An 18,223-nucleotide genomic window follows, 5' to 3' on the forward strand; every position below is an offset into this window, starting at 1 on the left:
ATCAGTAAATTTAAAGGGTTGCATATTTATCTTCTAACTTTATCAGTTCGTCGCGTAATTGTGCCGCTTCAATAAATTCCATCTTCTTGGCCGCTTCAACCATTGCTTTACGAGTTTTCTCGATTGTTTTCTTCAATTGGTCTTTACTCATATATTGTATTACCGGGTCGGCAGCTATATTCGCACTTTGGCTGTATTCTTCTCTATACAAAATAGGTTCTGCACCAGTATTTTCCCTATTAAGAACAGAATTTTTGGCCTTTTGAATGGCTTGAGGAGTAATATTATGCTTTTCGTTATAAGCTAACTGTTTCTCCCTTCGGCGATTGGTTTCATCTATAGTTTTCTGCATGCTTTCCGTAATCCTGTCGGCATACATGATTACCATTCCGTTTAAGTTTCTGGCAGCACGACCTGCAGTCTGAGTCAGGGACCGATGAGACCTTAAAAAACCTTCTTTATCAGCATCAAGTATCGCTACCAATGATACCTCGGGCAAGTCAAGCCCCTCTCTTAATAAATTAACTCCGATAAGGACATCATACAATCCATTACGTAAATCGTCGATGATTTTTATCCGCTCCAGAGTATCTACATCCGAGTGGATATAGTTACAACGGATATCGAGACGCAGAAGATATGTATTCAACTCTTCCGCCATACGTTTGGTCAACGTAGTTACCAATACCCGTTCATCTTTTTCTATACGTACTTGAATTTCTTCCAACAAATCATCTATCTGGTTTAGGCTTGGACGAACTTCTATAACAGGATCCAATAATCCTGTAGGACGTATCACCTGTTCTACAATGACACCTTCACTCTTCTCCAGTTCATAATCGGCAGGAGTAGCACTCACAAAAATTACCTGTTTGGCCAATTCCTCAAACTCTTCAAACTTTAACGGACGGTTATCTATAGCTGCTGGCAGGCGAAACCCATATTCCACCAAATTAGCTTTACGAGAATTATCCCCTCCGTACATAGCTCGTATTTGAGGTATAGTAACATGACTTTCGTCTATGATAACCATAAAATCCTTTGGAAAGTAATCCATAAGACAGAAAGGCCGTGTCCCGGCTGCTCGTCCGTCAAAGTATCGCGAATAGTTCTCTATTCCAGAGCAATGGCCAACCTCTCTAATCATTTCCAAATCATAAGTAACCCTTTCTTGTATACGCTTGGCTTCCAGATTTTTCCCTATCGACTGAAAAAATTCAACCTGCTTACCCAAATCAATTTCTATTTCTCCTATTGCTCTATCTATACGTTCTTTTGTTGTAACAAAAATATTAGCAGGATATACCTTATAATCATTGAAAAGAGTAATAGTATGTCCACTCACCGGATCTACACTCTCAATGGATTCTATTTCTTCACCCCAGAAAATAACTCTTAATATAATATCTGCATAAGCCAAAAATATATCGACAGTATCGCCTTTCACTCGGAAATTACCTCTATCCAGTACGACTTCATTTCTTGAATAAAGGCTATTGACCAAAGAACGAAGAAAATTATTTCTCTCCAGTTTCATGCCTACATGAAGGTCGATAACATTACTATGAAAATCTTCAGGATTCCCGATACCATACAGACAAGACACAGACGAAACCACAATGACGTCCTTCCGCCCGGATAGCAAAGACGATGTAGTCGATAACCGGAGTTTCTCTATTTCATCATTTATCGCAAGATCTTTCTCTATATACGTATCTGTGGTTGGGATATAAGCTTCCGGCTGATAATAATCATAATACGATACAAAATATTCCACAGCATTATCCGGGAAAAAGCTCTTAAACTCACCGTACAATTGTGCTGCCAAAGTTTTATTATGACTAAGAATCAACGTCGGTTTTTGGACCCTTTCAATGACGTTAGCCATTGTAAAAGTCTTTCCTGAACCGGTTACCCCCAACAAAGTCTGATAAGGAATATTATCCTTAATGCCCTGACTCAATTCATCAATAGCTTCCGGTTGGTCTCCGGTAGGTTTATATGAAGAAACTATTTTAAACTCCATAAGACAATTTTGTATAGCCAATTATTATCCAGTTATTATCGAGCTTCAGGTATGATGAATATAAGTATCACGTAAGCGACAGTTATCGGAAAAAAACCGGTAAATACCGCAGCTAATACGACGATTACTCTCATGAGAGTAGCATCTATATCGAAATAATCGGCCAGCCCGCCACAGACTCCGGCTATTATTTTATTGTTTGACCGTAAAAGTTTTTTTTCAGACATAATTTGTATGGATATTTTGATGCGAATATACGAAAAAATGGTACAATATTAGGGAGACATTATATAGAATTAAAGCATTATAATTCTTTACAATAGAATATTTATTTCAAATAAAATTTTATCAATCCATTTTTATAACATATTAAAAGTTTTTCCGTTAATATATGTATGAATCGGCATTTTTTGCTTACTTTGCCTAAAATACATAAAATAACAATAAAAAGCAGGAATATTAGAAATGATTTGGAACGAAACCATGGAATGCATGAAGCGTGAAGATATGCGCAAATTGCAAGGGATACGCTTGAAACAAACTGTCGAGAGAGTATATCATAATACACCTTTTTATCGAAAAAAAATGCAGGAAATAGGAATAACACCTAATGATATAAATTCTATTGACGATATTGTAAAATTACCGTTCACAACAAAACAAGATTTACGGGACAATTACCCGTTTGGCCTCTTTGCCGTACCTATGTCTGAGATTGTGCGTTTACACGCATCGTCAGGAACTACTGGACGGCCTACTGTCGTTGGATATACTCGTCAAGACCTTGTAACTTGGGCCGAATCAGTAGCGCGATGTCTCTCTGCTTACGGAACCGATAAAAATGATATATTTCACGTATCATATGGCTATGGTTTATTTACTGGAGGAATGGGACTACATTACGGTGTCGAAAATCTAGGTGCGACAGTCATACCCATGTCAAGTGGAAATACTGCAAAACAAATACAACTGATGCGAGATTTCGGGCCCACAGCTCTGGCTTGTACACCTTCTTACGCATTATATTTGGCAGATGCCATACAGGATTCCGGCATACCGAGAGAAGAGTTTAAATTGAGAGTTGGCATATTCGGTGCAGAACCTTGGACCGAAAATATGCGCCGTGAAATAGAATCCAAACTAGGCATAAAAGCTTACGATATTTACGGGCTCAGTGAAGTTATGGGACCGGGAGTCGCCCATGAATGCGAATATCAGCATGGAGCCCATATCAGTGAAGACCATTTTTATCCGGAAATAATAGACCCTAAAACATTAGAACCCTTAGCCCCCGGAGAGTCAGGAGAATTAGTATTCACTACAATCACTAAAGAAGGTCTGCCTTTGCTAAGATATCGTACCAAAGATTTATGTTCGTTAATATACGAACCATGTCCTTGCGGTAGAACCACAGTTCGTATGACCCGAATTACAGGACGCAGCGATGATATGTTGATTATTCGAGGTGTAAACGTATTCCCGTCCCAAGTCGAAAGTGTAATACTTGAAATGCAAGAATTCGAACCTCATTACATGCTGATTGTCGATCGCAAAAATAATTTGGATACTCTCGAAGTATTGGTTGAAGTGCGTCCCGAATGCTATTCCGACGAAATTACCCGAATGGTAGAATTAAAAAAGAAAATAGCTCACCGTTTGCAAAGCGTACTGGGCATTGCCGCAAATGTAAAATTAGTGGAACCACGTAGCCTCGAACGCAGTCAAGGAAAAGCCAAACGAGTGATAGATAACCGAAATATACAATAAACCTGTAAATATTATGATTATAAAGCAATTATCGGTTTTTCTCGAAAACAAAACTGGACGTATAAATGAAGTGACCTCAGTGTTAGGAAATGCTGGAATCAATTTATCGGCATTCAGTATGGCTGAAAATGCAGAATTTGGTATTCTTAGAGTCATTGTGTCAGACCCGGATAAGGCCTACAAACTACTTAAAGACAATCATTTCGGAGTAACATTGACGGAAGTTGTCTGCCTAAATTGTCCGAATACCCCGGGAGCCTTATCAAAAGCATTGCACTATCTGTCAGAGGCAGGAGTATTTATTGAATACATGTATGCCTTTTCTTCAGGCGACGTTGCACATGTGGTAATTCGCCCCAACGATATAAATATGTGTATCGATATTTTGCGTAGACACAGCCTTGAGTTGATGGCTGCACACCAACTATATCAATTGTAATCTTTTTTAATAATCATATATATAGAATAGTACAGGTCGGCAATACACAGCAGAGACCTGTGCTATTTTATTTATTTAATAGAGTATATCCGTTAAAATTCATTTTTTTGTTTTTGTTATTCGATGCTATTTCCTACATTTGCACATTATTTAAGCATATGAAAAGAAAAATTATATATTTATTTGCCATAATCATGCTTTTCGCTTCATGTAGCGAATACAATAAAATACTTAAAAGCCAAGATTATGAGCTAAAATATGAATATGCTAAGAAATATTTTGAACAGAAAAAATATTCGAGAGCGTATACATTATTGGAAGAGTTGGTAACCATATTCAAAGGTACCGACAAAGCTGAGGAATCACTTTATTTACTGGCAAGAAGTCATTATCTGGCCAAAGATTATATCACCTCAGGGCAATATTTTACAACATATTATACCAATTATCCTAAAGGACAATATGCCGAATTATCCAGATTCTACGCAGGATATGGATATTATCTGGATTCTCCCGAACCGGCACTCGACCAGTCAGGAACATATAAGGCAATAGATGAGTTACAAATGTTTTTGGAATACTTTCCCAAAAGTGAAAGAGCCAAAGAAGCGCAAGACATAATCATTTCTTTACAAGAAAAATTGGTAGAAAAAGAATTGTTAAGTGCTCAATTGTACTATAATTTAGGGAACTATATGGGCAATAATTATGAGTCGGCAGTAATAACGGCTCAAAATGCATTGAGAGACTATCCCTACACAAAATATAGAGAAACATTATCTTTCCTTATTTTGAAAGCTAAGTTTCAGGAAGCTACTCAAAGTGTTGAAGAAAAGAAAATAGACCGTTTTCGGGACGTAATTGATGAATATTACAGTTTCATAAATGAATTTCCCGAATCTTCTAATATGAAAGAGGCCAAACGCATGTTTAATGTAGCAAATAAATACGTAAAAGAATAATCGAAAAGAGATATGGATTACAAAAAATCGAATGCACCCACTAACACGGTGACCCGCGATATGATCGCATTGTCAGAAGATACAGGTAATGTATATGAGACCGTTTGTATTATTGGTAAAAGAGCCAATCAGATTGCAGTTGAAATGAAGGCTGATTTGGAAAAAAAATTACAAGAATTTGCTTCTTATAATGATAATCTGGAAGAGGTTTTCGAAAACCGGGAACAAATTGAGATTTCCAAATATTATGAAAAGTTGCCAAAACCCACATTGATTGCAACTCAAGAATATATTGAAGGGAAGATATATTATAAAAATCCAGCCAAAGAAAAAGAAAATCTTTAACTCATAAGAAAATAGAAAAGCTGTCTCAAAATAAATTTGGGGCAGCTTTTTTGTGTCAATGCTTATTGATAAAAATATCTGACAAAACCTACCTTTTTTCTGTCAAAGCTTATTTTTGTATCATATATTAAAAATGATATTCAAAACTGTACAAGAAAATCTCCGGTAAGAGAAACCACGGAAAAGGAATGAGGAAAATTTCTTTTTTAAAGAATATCAATGATTCATGTTTAGAATAAAATAGAGGCCATCTCAATATATATTTTGAGACAGCCTCGTTTTCATCAACACATAATCATCTAAAAACAAGTTCATCAAAATCTATTTGATAGTGGAACTTGTTTTTTCTTTCGCCGGGTATTTGCTCGTATATTTCCGATAGAATATTTTTCACCATAATAAAACTCATACCGGAAACTTCTATTTTTATTTGATTTAGAGGAATTAACTTCGGAACGACTTTTGTCATCAAAAAAGCCAATTCTTCAGAATATTTACTTATTGCTTCTTTTTTTCCTTTATCTGAGAGGCAGACAATGATATCGTCGATATTAATATTCATATTGTCTGTTATAAAGTCAAATTTTTTGTATTTTTGTTCAAAATTTTGGGAATTTTCTATGACATTCTTTAACTCTTTCAGCCGATGGATAATATCGTGACCAGGCATTAAAAGATAATTGGAGGATGTAATATCTTGTTCCCACGAAATAGTAAATTCTCTATTTTCAGATAATTGTATTTCTGTAAATATTTGAGAATGATTATTTTTCAAATAAAGACATATATCTTTGAGACCTTCACCAAGAGGTATATCATCACATTGCTGGTCAATGGTGGCATTTATATAGTCTTTGTTGTGGGTGTATTTTATGATAAAATAATTTGTCATATTAATGTTGTTTCTTAGGTTAAAACAAGATTAATGCAGAAATGTTTTTACTTATTATGTAAACAAATATTTATTGAACTTGTTTTAACTTATGGCAAACGAAATTAGTATTAAATAAGATAAAATTTGCAATATGGCATTAAAGAGGTTTGGTGTTTCATTAGATGAGGAATTGGTCAATTCTCTTGACCGGTTTGTTATAGATAATGGTTTTGCCAATCGTTCACAGGCTATTCGTTTTCTTGTAGAAAAAAACATAGCGGAAAAAAAATGGCAATGCAATCATATCGTTGCAGGAACGATAATTATTATGTATGACCAGTCTAAGAAAAATATACCTCAGCGAATCGACGAAATACAACAATTTTATCAAGATGTTATTTTATCATCGGCACAATATTATCTGAATAAAAACTTTTGCTTGCATATTGCTACGGTTAAAGGAGAAGCTTATCGATTGACAGAGTTATCAGACAAATTGGTCTCCATACGGGATATTAAACACGGTAAATTGGTTATGAGTCGGGCAGATTAATTTTTTTTGGGGTACAAAGTAACACGATTCAGAAAAATAATAACACGAATTAAAGGTCATTTTTTTTGTGCTCAAATAATATATTAAGAAATAATTATTTTATGTATCATATTTGAAAAATGTAGGTTGAAATATTTTACAACTAACTAAATACGATTCTATCGTAACACGATTTTATGAAAAGATATTACAAATAATAAATAAAAAATGAAACAAAAACTTCAAATTACAGCATTATTCGTGTTTTGTTTGGCAGGATATAATCCCGCTAAAGCAGACCGTTCATTATCTGATACCTTAGAAATAGAGCAAGTCGTTGTAACTGCTAATAAAACTTTGGTAAATAAGAACAATATTCCACTATCTGTATCTGTTATAACAAGGGAAGAAATAGATAAAAGTAGTGAATCGGCTCTATTACCAGTATTGTCACAACGAGTTCCCGGACTATTCGTTACTCAGAAAGGTATCACAGGATTCGGTGTATCGAATGGAGGAGCAGGGGCAGTAAATATTCGAGGGGTCGGGGCTGGGAACAAAGTCCTGATGTTGTTCGACGGACAACCTCAATGGGCAGGAGTTTTTGGGCACAGCTTACCCGATACCTATGTAGCTTCCGACGTAGATAGAGTAGAAGTGATACGAGGCCCAGGCTCCTTACTATATGGCTCCAATGCTATGGGCGGAGTCGTGAATATCATAACCCGTAGCCAACACGAAGAAGGGGTTACAACACATGCCCGGATAATGTATGGGTCGTATAATACGCAGAAATATATGGTGAACAATGGAGTGAAATTGGGTAAATTCAACAGCTTTTTCTCTATCAATCACGACCGTACTGATGGTCATCGTCCCAATTCTCAATTTAATATAACTAATGGTTTCGGCAAATTAGGCTATAATATAAATAACCACTTTTCAGTGATGGGAGATGTCAGTTTAGCATACTATGACACTCATAATCCCGGTACGATAGATGAACCTATGTATCATAACTGGATGAAAATATGGAGAGGTACAGCTTCTGCCTCCTTGTCCAATAAATTCGATAAACATAACGGTGCAATACAACTGTTTTATAATTGGGGGAATCATAAAATAGACGATGGACAGAATACAGATATCCCCAGCACATATTATTTCCGTTCTACCGATTTCAATTATGGCGTTTTGGCATATGAATCGTTCTTTCTGTTTCCCGGAAATCAATTTACTTTAGGGGTAGATTATAAGAATTGGGGAGGACATGCATGGAATGATAACTTCGACGGAACAGAAAAACTAATTATAGATAAAAGCGTGCATGAACTGGCTGGATATATTGTTATGCAACAAGAATTGTGGAGCATTTTGAACTTGAATGCCGGAGTCCGTTATGAACATAATACTACATTCGGAAACGAATGGGTTCCGCAAGCCGGATTGACGATTAATCCCTTCCACGGAAATACGATTAAAGCATCCTTTTCTAAAGGTTTCAGAAGTCCGAATATAAGAGAACTATACATGTATGCTCCGGCTAATCCCGATTTGAAACCGGAAAGTATGCTCAATTATGAAATATCGGTCGGACAACAATTCTTAAATGGGAAATTGCATGCGGAAATTACAGCATTTTATATCGATGGAAAAAATACCATTGTGGCGACTCCCGTTAACGGGAAAATGAAAAATATAAATACGGGAAAATTTTATAACAAAGGGGTGGAATTTGATTTATCATACCACTTTCTTAAAAACTGGAATTTCGGAACTAACTATAGTTATTTACACATGAATAAACCTTTGGTCGGTGCTCCTGAACATAAATTATTCGGAGAAATTGACTATACCCCTGGAAAATGGAGCTTTACACTTAATACTCAGTCCATTTTCAATCTTTATGTTACTACAAAACCGGTAGATAAAGAAAACTATACTCTTTTGAATGCTCGGATAGCATATCGTTTCGGAAATGACAAACGTAATATAACTTTATTTGTAAAAGGTGAGAATTTAACGAATACTTCGTATACAATCAACGAAGGCTTTCCCATGCCGGGAATTATCGCGATGGGAGGTATCGACGTGAGATTTTAATTGAAGTAATCACAAGAAAGAAGGAGGTATACTGTTTTCGGGATACCTCCTTCTTTCTATCTTTTTACAGAATCATTTATATTCTTCCCAACTCTTAATTTGTATTTCACTGATATTCATACTACAAAATGCTCCGATAAAAGCCGAAGCTAAACGAGCATTTGTAATCAATGGAATATTGAAGTCTATAGCTGCTCGACGTATTTTGTAACCGTTGTCTAATTCAGTTTGAGTCAGATTCTTAGGAATGTTTACAACAAAATCTATTTCTTTATTGTGAATCATATCCAAAGCCTGGGGAAATTGCTTAGTTTCGCTGGGCCAATATACCCGTGTAGAAGGGATTCCATTATCTGCCAAGAATTTATGGGTCCCGCCTGTTGCGAAAAGCTTGTATCCTTTGTTATGTAGCATGACAGCAGCATCGAGCATATCAGTTTTTTGCTTTGCCGTACCCGTTGATAACAAGATATTTTTCTCTGGAATAGAGTATCCTACAGATAGCATCGATTTCAACACAGCTTCATAAGTATCGTCTCCAATACAACCGACTTCTCCGGTAGATGCCATATCTACACCTAAAACCGGATCTGCCTTTTGCAATCTGGAAAAAGAAAATTGAGATGCTTTTATCCCGACATAGTCCAAATCAAATTCGTTTTTGTTCGGTTTCTCTACCGGAAGTCCCATCATCACCTTTGTCGCCAATTCTATAAAGTTTATTTTCAATACTTTTGAAACAAATGGGAAACTTCTCGATGCTCTCAAATTACATTCGATTACCTTGATATCATTATTTTTAGCCAAAAATTGGATATTGAAAGGTCCGGATATTTTTAATTCTTTAGCGATTTGACCGGCAATTTTCTTTATGCGACGAACGGTCTCCACATATAATTTTTGAGGAGGAAATTGTATCGTTGCATCCCCAGAATGTACTCCGGCAAATTCTATGTGTTCCGATATAGCATACATGACTACTTCTCCGTTGCAAGCAACAGCATCCATTTCGATTTCTTTTGCATGTTGTATAAATTCACTTACAACTACCGGATGTTTTTTCGAAACATTAGCTGCTAACTGAAGAAATTGTTTCAACTCCGTATCATTGGAACATACATTCATTGCAGCACCCGACAATACATAAGAAGGACGTACTAATACTGGATAGCCCACTTCGTCGACAAAATCAAAAATATCGTTGAGAGTACTTAATTCTCTCCAACGAGGTTGGTCGATTCCCAGTCTGTCAAGCATCGACGAAAATTTATGTCGGTCTTCCGCATTATCTATAGATGTAGCTGAAGTTCCCAGAATATTTACATTCTGTTCATCAAGGCGAGTTGCTAAATTGTTGGGGATTTGTCCTCCGGTAGAAAGTATGACACCATGAGGATTTTCGAGTTCGATGATATCCATCACCCGTTCGAAAGTCAATTCATCGAAATAAAGTCGGTCGCACATATCATAATCGGTAGAGACAGTTTCAGGATTATAATTAATCATTACCGATCTCCAACCTTCTTTTCGAATCGTATTAAGAGCGTTGACACTGCACCAGTCGAATTCAACCGAACTACCGATACGGTAGGCTCCAGAGCCTAAAACGATAATCGACCGTTGATCTCCCAAGTATTTTACATCATTTTCTGCACCGTTATACGTCAAATATAGATAATTGGTTTGTGCTGGATACTCTGCAGCTAAAGTATCGATTTGTTTCACTACAGGAGTTATGCCCTTCTTTTTTCTTAAATTCCGTATCGTAAGTATCGTAGCTTCGGCATCGTCCATTTTGTCTTGCAATATCGAGCGGCCTATTTGAAAATCCGAAAAGCCTTGCTTTTTAGCTGTTCTCAATAAATCTTCAGGTATTTTCTCTATATCCTGGATAGTTTCAAGTTCAATAGCTGTCCTGATGATATTATGAAGTTTTTGTAAAAACCATTTATCTATATGAGTCAGTTTATGTACTTGATCTATGGTGTATCCCTGCCGGAATGCTTTCGAAATAACGAAAATACGTTTATCGGTCGGTTCTCTTAAAGCCTTGTCTATATCTGTAATAATAAGCTCTTTATTGCTAACAAATCCATGCATTCCTTGACCAATCATGCGCAGCCCTTTTTGAATAGCTTCTTCAAATGTACGACCGATAGCCATAACTTCACCCACTGATTTCATACTCGAGCCTAACTCTCTGTCTACACCTTGAAATTTGGCTAAATCCCAACGAGGTATTTTGCACACGATATAATCTAATGCAGGCTCGAAAAATGCAGATGTCGTTTTTGTAACCGAATTATTCAAATCAAATAATCCGTATCCTAAACCCAGCTTTGCTGCGACAAAAGCAAGAGGATACCCCGTTGCTTTCGAGGCCAAGGCCGAAGAACGGCTCAATCGGGCATTGACTTCGATAACCCGGTAATCTTCCGACTGTGGATCAAAAGCATATTGGACATTACATTCCCCTACAATACCAATATGCCGGATAATTCGTATCGCCAGCTCTCGTAATTTATGATATTCACTATTGGTAAGAGTTTGAGATGGAGCCACAACGATACTTTCTCCCGTATGAATACCCAATGGGTCGAAATTTTCCATATTACATACTGTAATACAGTTATCAAATCTGTCCCGCACCACTTCATACTCGATTTCTTTCCAGCCTTTCAACGACTTTTCGACCAATATTTGGGGAGAAAACGATAGCGCTTTTTCGGCCATACGTTTCAGTTCTTCAGGATTGTCACAGAACCCACTACCTAAACCACCTAAAGCATAAGCTGCACGGATTATAATCGGATAACCCAATTCATCAGCTGCTTCCAGAGCACCTCCTAAATTGTCGGTAGCAATACTCTTTATTGTTTTTACATTTATCTCATCCAGTTTTTTCACGAAAAGTTCTCGGTCTTCAGTATCAATGATTGCTTGTACCGGAGTTCCTAAGACTTCCACATTATATTTTTCCAATACTCCAGATTGATATAATTTGACACCGCAATTCAGGGCTGTTTGCCCTCCGAATGCCAGTAAAATACCATCCGGTGTCTCTTTTCGTATTACTTTTTCGACAAAATACGGAGTCACAGGCAGAAAATATATTTTATCAGCGACACCTTCCGACGTTTGTACCGTAGCAATATTAGGGTTTATCAGTACGGTATAAATACCTTCTTCTTTCAAAGCTTTCAGAGCTTGTGAACCTGAATAGTCAAATTCCCCGGCTTCTCCGATTTTCAAAGCACCGGAACCCAGAATCAAAACTTTCTTAATGTTATCTTTTATATGGCTCATCTATTTCTATTTTTACAAGTTTAAAGCATATTTACAAATTCGTCGAAGAGAAATTCCGTGTCAGTAGGTCCACTGGCCGCTTCTGGATGGAATTGAGCAGAAAACCACGGTTTGGCTTTATGTCTTATACCTTCATTTGTACCGTCATTCATATTGATAAAAAGAGGTTCCCATTCATCACTTAGTGTGTTGTTATCTACGGCAAAACCGTGATTTTGTGAAGTTATAAAGCATCGGTCGGTACCAATCATACGTACCGGTTGGTTGTGGCTCCTATGTCCGTATTTTAACTTATAAGTAGAAGCTCCGCTGGCCTTCGCCAATAACTGATTTCCCATACAGATACCGAAAATCGGTTTATCCTCTTTCATGGCCTTTCGAATATTTTCGACAGTAGCATTGCATAAATCTGGATTTCCCGGACCATTCGATATGAATAATCCGTCATAACTGAGCATATTAAAATCGTAATCCCAGGGAACTCGTACCACTGTTGCATCTCGTTTCAATAGACATCTAATTATATTATGTTTCACCCCACAGTCGACCAAAACGATACGCTTTCGACCCCGTTCATATGTGATAATATCTTTACAACTAACTCTTGCTACCTGATTTTCCATATTAGGGTCTATAAAATCGATTTCATTATCGTTATCAAAAACGATTTTTCCTTTCATCGAACCGTTTTCTCTCAACCTTTTCGTCAGTTCCCGCGTGTCTATTCCGAAAATACCGGGTATTTTTTCCTCTTTTAACCAAGCGGCAAGACTTCGGGTCGCATTCCAATGACTATATTCAAACGAATAATCGGAGATAATAACGCCTTCGACGTGTATTTTCTCCGATTCATAAAAAGTGGATAAATTGTCATTGTTAAAAGAACGGGGAGGAACCCCATAATTTCCAACTAACGGAAATGTTATAACCAAAATTTGACCTGAATAAGAAGGATCTGTCAGACTCTCGGGATATCCCACCATTGCCGTATTAAAAACAACTTCTCCGGCTGTAGCTTTTTCATAACCGAATGATTTTCCCCGAAATACAGTTCCGTCATCTAAGATTAGAGAGACGCTTTTTATATTCTGCATATACGATAGATTAATGTGATTATTGTTATAGTAAGGTGGTTTCTATCGTAAAAACCATGCAAAGCTAAAGAAAAAAAATGAAATATCGGCATATATTCATATATTATTTTTCTATTTTTAATTGAAATAACAAATTGCACAGTATATATAGTAATATGATAACAATTTGTTATATATATTGTATTTTTTATGATTATATTGTAACAAATAATTTTTTTATGTAATTTTTGTACACAATATTTTTGTATATAATATATCAATATGTTTATATTTGCAGAAAAATAATAACAAAAAGATATATTATTTAGTTTTTCAGTTTACAAAATGTAAAAATAAGATGAGATTCACTAAAATGCAGGGTGCTGGTAACGATTATATATATGTAAACGGATTTCAAGAAAATATAAAAAATCCTGAAAGGTTGGCCATAGAATTGAGTGACAGGCATTTTGGTGTCGGATCAGATGGATTGGTTATTATTTTGCCGTCGAAAAGGTGTGATTTCAAAATGAGAATGTTCAATCCAGATGGCTCGGAAGCGGAGATGTGTGGTAATGCATCCAGATGCATCGGAAAATATGTATATGATAAAGGGTTAACTGATAAAAAGGAAATTACTCTTGAAACTAAAGCCGGAATAAAAAAGCTGAAATTTACAGTTACAAAAAATAAAGTAAAAAACGTGTGTGTTGATATGGGAGAACCTATTATTTCTCCTTCTCTAATTCCCGTATCGAAAATAGGTGATTCCATCATCGGAGAACCATTTTCTGTCGGGGATGAACAATATAAGATAACTTGCATATCTATGGGAAATCCTCATACCGTTATCTTTTTGGAAAGTTTTGATAATATAGATTTACATCAGACAGGTTATTCTATCGAACATCATCCTCTGTTCCCTCAACGAACAAATGTTGAATTTGCAATAATAGAATCAAAAAACAATATACGGATGAGAGTGTGGGAAAGAGGGACAGGAGAAACTCTTGCTTGCGGAACAGGAGCCTGTGCTACGTTAGTAGCTGCGGTACTGAATGGATTTGCAGAAAGGAAGGCTGTGCTTCATTTATTAGGAGGTGACTTGCTAATAGAATGGAATGATTTGGATAATCATATCTATATGACGGGAGATGCAATTACCGTTTTTGAAGGGGAGACAGTCGATCGATTTTAATAAAGTATGAAAAGAGACGAGAAATATTTAGTTATATGGCATTAGTTAATGAGCAGTTTTTAAAATTATCGGAGAGCTATCTTTTTAGTGAAATTACTAAGAAAGTAAACGCTTTTAAAGTGATTCATCCTGAAGCAAAAGTAATCAGATTGGGAATTGGAGATGTAACTCTTCCTTTGCCAGAAGCAGTTATTGATGCATTGCACAAGGCTGTAGACGAAATGTCCGTTTCAGAGACATTCAAAGGGTATGGTCCAGAACAGGGATACCGTTTTTTAATCGATACGATTATCAAACATGATTATGAAACAAGAGGAATTTCCTTAGACCCGGATGAAGTCTTTATCAATGATGGAGCCAAAAGCGATACAGGGAATATAGGAGATATATTAAGCAAAGACAATCGCATTGCGGTGACCGACCCGGTGTATCCAGTATATATCGATTCCAATGTGATGGGGTGTCGTGCAGGAGAGAAAAACGAGGACGGCCGTTGGAGCAATATTGTTTATATTCCTTGCAATGCAGAAAACCATTTTATTCCGGAACTTCCAGAGATACGTCCCGACGTGATTTATTTGTGTTATCCGAATAACCCTACCGGAACAGCTTTATCAAAAAAGGAACTAAAAAAATGGGTGAATTATGCAATATCCAATAATATCCTTATTTTGTTTGATGCTGCTTATGAAGCATTTATCCAGGAAGAGGATGTTCCTCATAGTATTTATGAAATCAAAGGAGCAAAACAAGTTGCAATTGAATTCCGAAGTTTCTCTAAAACAGCAGGATTTACTGGTTTAAGATGTGGATATACGGTTGTACCGAAAGAACTAAAGGCCTTTAATTTCGCTGGAGATAAAATCTCATTGAACCGATTATGGAACCGACGGCAAAGTACGAAATTCAATGGTACTGCTTACATAGTACAACGAGCAGCAGAAGCAATCTATACTCCTGAAGGGAAAGTTCAGACTAAAGTTCGTATCAATTATTATATGAGAAATGCGAAATTGTTGCACGATAATTTAAAATCGATAGGATTAGAAGTTTTCGGAGGTGTAAACGCTCCTTATATATGGGTGAAAGCTCCGAAGGGTATTACTTCGTGGAAGTTTTTCGATAGACTACTTTTTGAAAGACATATCATCGGAACTCCAGGTGTTGGATTTGGTCCGTCCGGTGAAGGGTATTTGCGGCTTACTGCATTCGGAAAGTATGAAGACACCTTCGAAGCTATAGAACGTCTGAAAAACTGGAAAATATAAAAAATAATTACACACGATAACGAATAAATTTATCTGTTATGTCAACATTAAGATTCAAAGTAGTAGAAGAGGCTTTTACCCATAAAGCTGTAGCAGTGGAAGAACCTGCAGAACGTCCTTCAGAATATTTTGCCAAGTATGTGTTTAATCGCGAAAAAATGTTTAAATATTTACCGAAAAAAACATATGATGCCTTGGTAAATGTAATTGATAACGGTGCACCTTTTAATCGAGAAATAGCAGATAGTGTTGCAGCTGGAATGAAAAAATGGGCAATGGAAATGGGAGCTACTCATTATACCCATTGGTTTCACCCTTTGACAGAAGGCACGGCCGAAAAACATGATTCTTTTATTGAACACGATAGTAAAGGTGGTGTTGTAGAAGAATTCTCCGGAAAATTATTGATTCAACAAGAACCTGATGCATCGAGCTTCCCTAACGGGGGTATTCGTAATACGTTTGAGGCGAGGGGATATTCTGCTTGGGACCCATCATCTCCCGCTTTCATTGTAGACGATACTCTATGTATTCCTACGATATTCGTTTCGTACACCGGAGAGTCGTTAGATTATAAGACACCTTTGTTAAGGGCTTTGAATAGTGTGAATAAAGCCGCTACTGCTGTATGCAATTACTTCGACCCTAATGTAAAGAAAGTCTTTTCATATTTAGGCTGGGAACAAGAATATTTTTTAGTAGATGAAGCTTTGTATTCGGCTCGCCCTGACCTTTTGTTGACAGACCGCACATTGATGGGACATGATAGCGCGAAAAACCAACAGCTTGAAGACCACTATTTCGGTGCTATACCTACCCGAGTTTCGGCTTTTATGAAAGACCTCGAAATAGAATGTCTGAAGTTAGGTATACCAGCCAAAACCCGTCATAACGAGGTTGCTCCTAACCAGTTTGAGTTGGCGCCTATATTTGAAGAAGTGAATCTTGCAAACGACCACAACCTCTTGTTGATGAGTGTGATGAAAAAAGTCGCACGTCGTCACAATTTCAGAGTTTTGTTACACGAGAAACCGTTCAAGGGAGTCAATGGGTCAGGTAAGCACAATAACTGGTCTTTAGGTACTGATACCGGCATATTACTTTTTGCACCGGGAAAAACTCCGAAAGAAAATTTACAGTTCATGACATTTATTATTAATGTGATGACCGCAGTTTATCGCCACAATGGACTATTGAAAGCAAGTATTGCATCGGCTACTAATGGACACCGTTTAGGAGCCAATGAAGCACCGCCCGCTATCATATCTATATTTATGGGAAAACAGGTCAGCGAGATTTTAGATACTATGGCATCTTTCAATTCAAAAGATGATTTTAAGATGAACGGTAAAGAAGGGTTTGATTTGGGAGTTACCCAAATCCCAGAAATACTTCGTGACAATACCGACCGTAATCGAACATCACCATTTGCTTTTACTGGTAATAGATTTGAATTCAGAGCTGTAGGATCTTCGGCAAACTGTGCTTCGGCAATGATTGCTTTAAATGCTGCAGTAGCCGATCAGTTACAAGAGTTCAAAACGTTAGTGGATAGTCGTATCGCTAAAGGCGAATCTACCGAGAAAGCAATACTATCCGTATTAAAAGAATATATAAACGAATCGAAAAATATTCGTTTCGATGGAAACGGTTATAGCGATGAATGGAAAGCTGAAGCTGCTCGCCGCGGATTAGATTGCGAAACCAGTGTTCCTGTAATTTACGATAATTATTTGAAACCAGAAAGTGTGAAGATGTTTACCGACACACATGTATTCTCAGAAGTAGAACTTCATGCCAGAAATGAGGTAAAATGGGAGACGTATACCAAGAAGATACAGATAGAAGCTCGTGTACTTGGAGATTTGGCAATAAATCATATTGTCCCTGTTGCGACTCGTTATCAATCTCTTTTGCTGGATAATGTTTTTAAGATTAAGAGTTTGTTCCCAGCCGAAAAGAGTGAAGTTATCGCAAATCAGGATATGGAAGTAATCGAAAAAATTGCAGCCCATTTATTGGTGATAAAAGAGAAAGTTCATACGATGATCGAAGCCCGGAAGGTTGCCAATAAAATAGAATCTGAGAGAGAAAAAGCCATAGCATATCATGATACGGTTGCCCCATTGATGGATGAAATACGTTACCATATTGATAAACTTGAGCTGATGGTCGATAATGAAATGTGGCCATTGCCCAAATACAGAGAATTGTTATTTATTCGATAGTTTTTTTACGGTTACGGAAGGAGAAAAGATATAGTTTTTAGTTCATGTTTCTCGTTTCACGTTTTTCAAATTCTTATCGTTACTTTTCAAGTTCCGTAACCG

The 18,223-nt window shown here is 36.8% G+C and carries 14 protein-coding genes; 9 read left to right on the forward strand and 5 right to left on the reverse strand.

Annotated features, from left to right (window positions below; all coding sequences use genetic code 11):
* Positions 1-10: 10 nt before the first annotated feature.
* Positions 11-2,026, reverse strand: a complete 2,016-nt coding sequence (gene uvrB, locus Cop2CBH44_RS02690) for an excinuclease ABC subunit UvrB (protein ID WP_200755503.1) — start codon at positions 2,024-2,026, stop codon at positions 11-13.
* A gap of 35 nt (positions 2,027-2,061) precedes the next feature.
* Positions 2,062-2,253, reverse strand: a complete 192-nt coding sequence (locus tag Cop2CBH44_RS02695) for a PspC domain-containing protein (RefSeq protein WP_055095990.1) — start codon at positions 2,251-2,253, stop codon at positions 2,062-2,064.
* 238 nt (positions 2,254-2,491) lie between these two features.
* Between Cop2CBH44_RS02695 and Cop2CBH44_RS02700 the strand changes: the two genes are divergently transcribed.
* From Cop2CBH44_RS02700 to Cop2CBH44_RS02715, 4 genes are all read left to right on the forward strand, one after another.
* Positions 2,492-3,793, forward strand: coding sequence for a phenylacetate--CoA ligase family protein (locus Cop2CBH44_RS02700; protein WP_021930150.1), 1,302 nt, complete (start codon positions 2,492-2,494; stop codon positions 3,791-3,793).
* 13 nt (positions 3,794-3,806) lie between these two features.
* The gene (locus Cop2CBH44_RS02705) at positions 3,807-4,232 is read left to right on the forward strand and encodes a hypothetical protein (RefSeq protein WP_021930151.1); all 426 of its coding nucleotides are present in this window, start codon (positions 3,807-3,809) and stop codon (positions 4,230-4,232) included.
* Positions 4,233-4,390: 158 nt separating this feature from the next.
* Positions 4,391-5,194, forward strand: a complete 804-nt coding sequence (locus Cop2CBH44_RS02710; protein WP_044228823.1) for an outer membrane protein assembly factor BamD — start codon at positions 4,391-4,393, stop codon at positions 5,192-5,194.
* 12 nt (positions 5,195-5,206) lie between these two features.
* Positions 5,207-5,539 carry a DNA-directed RNA polymerase subunit omega gene (locus Cop2CBH44_RS02715; RefSeq protein ID WP_021930153.1) on the forward strand — a complete coding sequence of 111 codons (333 nt, stop codon included), beginning with the start codon at positions 5,207-5,209 and terminating at the stop codon, positions 5,537-5,539.
* 295 nt (positions 5,540-5,834) lie between these two features.
* Here the strand turns inward: Cop2CBH44_RS02715 and Cop2CBH44_RS02720 are convergent, their stop codons facing one another.
* The gene (locus Cop2CBH44_RS02720; RefSeq protein ID WP_200755504.1) at positions 5,835-6,431 is read right to left on the reverse strand and encodes a hypothetical protein; all 597 of its coding nucleotides are present in this window, start codon (positions 6,429-6,431) and stop codon (positions 5,835-5,837) included.
* 133 nt (positions 6,432-6,564) lie between these two features.
* Between Cop2CBH44_RS02720 and nikR the strand changes: the two genes are divergently transcribed.
* Entirely contained in the window at positions 6,565-6,966 is a 402-nt protein-coding gene (gene nikR / locus Cop2CBH44_RS02725; RefSeq protein WP_021930155.1) for a nickel-responsive transcriptional regulator NikR, read from the forward strand.
* A 207-nt stretch (positions 6,967-7,173) separates the two neighbouring features.
* Positions 7,174-9,048 (forward strand): TonB-dependent receptor plug domain-containing protein, encoded by a 1,875-nt coding sequence (locus Cop2CBH44_RS02730; protein WP_021930156.1) that lies wholly within the window; start codon positions 7,174-7,176, stop codon positions 9,046-9,048.
* A gap of 72 nt (positions 9,049-9,120) precedes the next feature.
* Here the strand turns inward: Cop2CBH44_RS02730 and carB are convergent, their stop codons facing one another.
* Both carB and carA read right to left on the reverse strand, forming a co-directional pair.
* A complete protein-coding gene (gene carB / locus Cop2CBH44_RS02735; RefSeq protein WP_200755908.1) occupies positions 9,121-12,345 on the reverse strand; it encodes a carbamoyl-phosphate synthase (glutamine-hydrolyzing) large subunit in 3,225 nt (1,074 codons plus the stop codon).
* A gap of 29 nt (positions 12,346-12,374) precedes the next feature.
* On the reverse strand, positions 12,375-13,448 hold the full coding sequence (gene carA, locus Cop2CBH44_RS02740; protein WP_021930158.1) for a glutamine-hydrolyzing carbamoyl-phosphate synthase small subunit: 1,074 nt from the start codon (positions 13,446-13,448) through the stop codon (positions 12,375-12,377).
* Between the two features lie 337 nt (positions 13,449-13,785).
* On the opposite strand from carA, the gene dapF reads away from it, so the two are divergent.
* The 3 genes from dapF to Cop2CBH44_RS02755 are packed head-to-tail and all read left to right on the forward strand — an operon-like array spanning position 13,786 to position 18,121.
* Positions 13,786-14,625: a diaminopimelate epimerase gene (gene dapF, locus Cop2CBH44_RS02745; RefSeq protein WP_021930159.1), complete on the forward strand. Its 840-nt coding sequence runs from the start codon at positions 13,786-13,788 to the stop codon at positions 14,623-14,625.
* 35 nt (positions 14,626-14,660) lie between these two features.
* The gene (locus Cop2CBH44_RS02750) at positions 14,661-15,893 is read left to right on the forward strand and encodes an LL-diaminopimelate aminotransferase (RefSeq protein WP_021930160.1); all 1,233 of its coding nucleotides are present in this window, start codon (positions 14,661-14,663) and stop codon (positions 15,891-15,893) included.
* A 38-nt stretch (positions 15,894-15,931) separates the two neighbouring features.
* A complete protein-coding gene (locus Cop2CBH44_RS02755; protein ID WP_021930161.1) occupies positions 15,932-18,121 on the forward strand; it encodes a glutamine synthetase III family protein in 2,190 nt (729 codons plus the stop codon).
* Positions 18,122-18,223: the final 102 nt, after the last annotated feature.

This window comes from Coprobacter secundus subsp. similis (assembly GCF_015097275.1).
Lineage (GTDB): Bacteria > Bacteroidota > Bacteroidia > Bacteroidales > Coprobacteraceae > Coprobacter > Coprobacter secundus.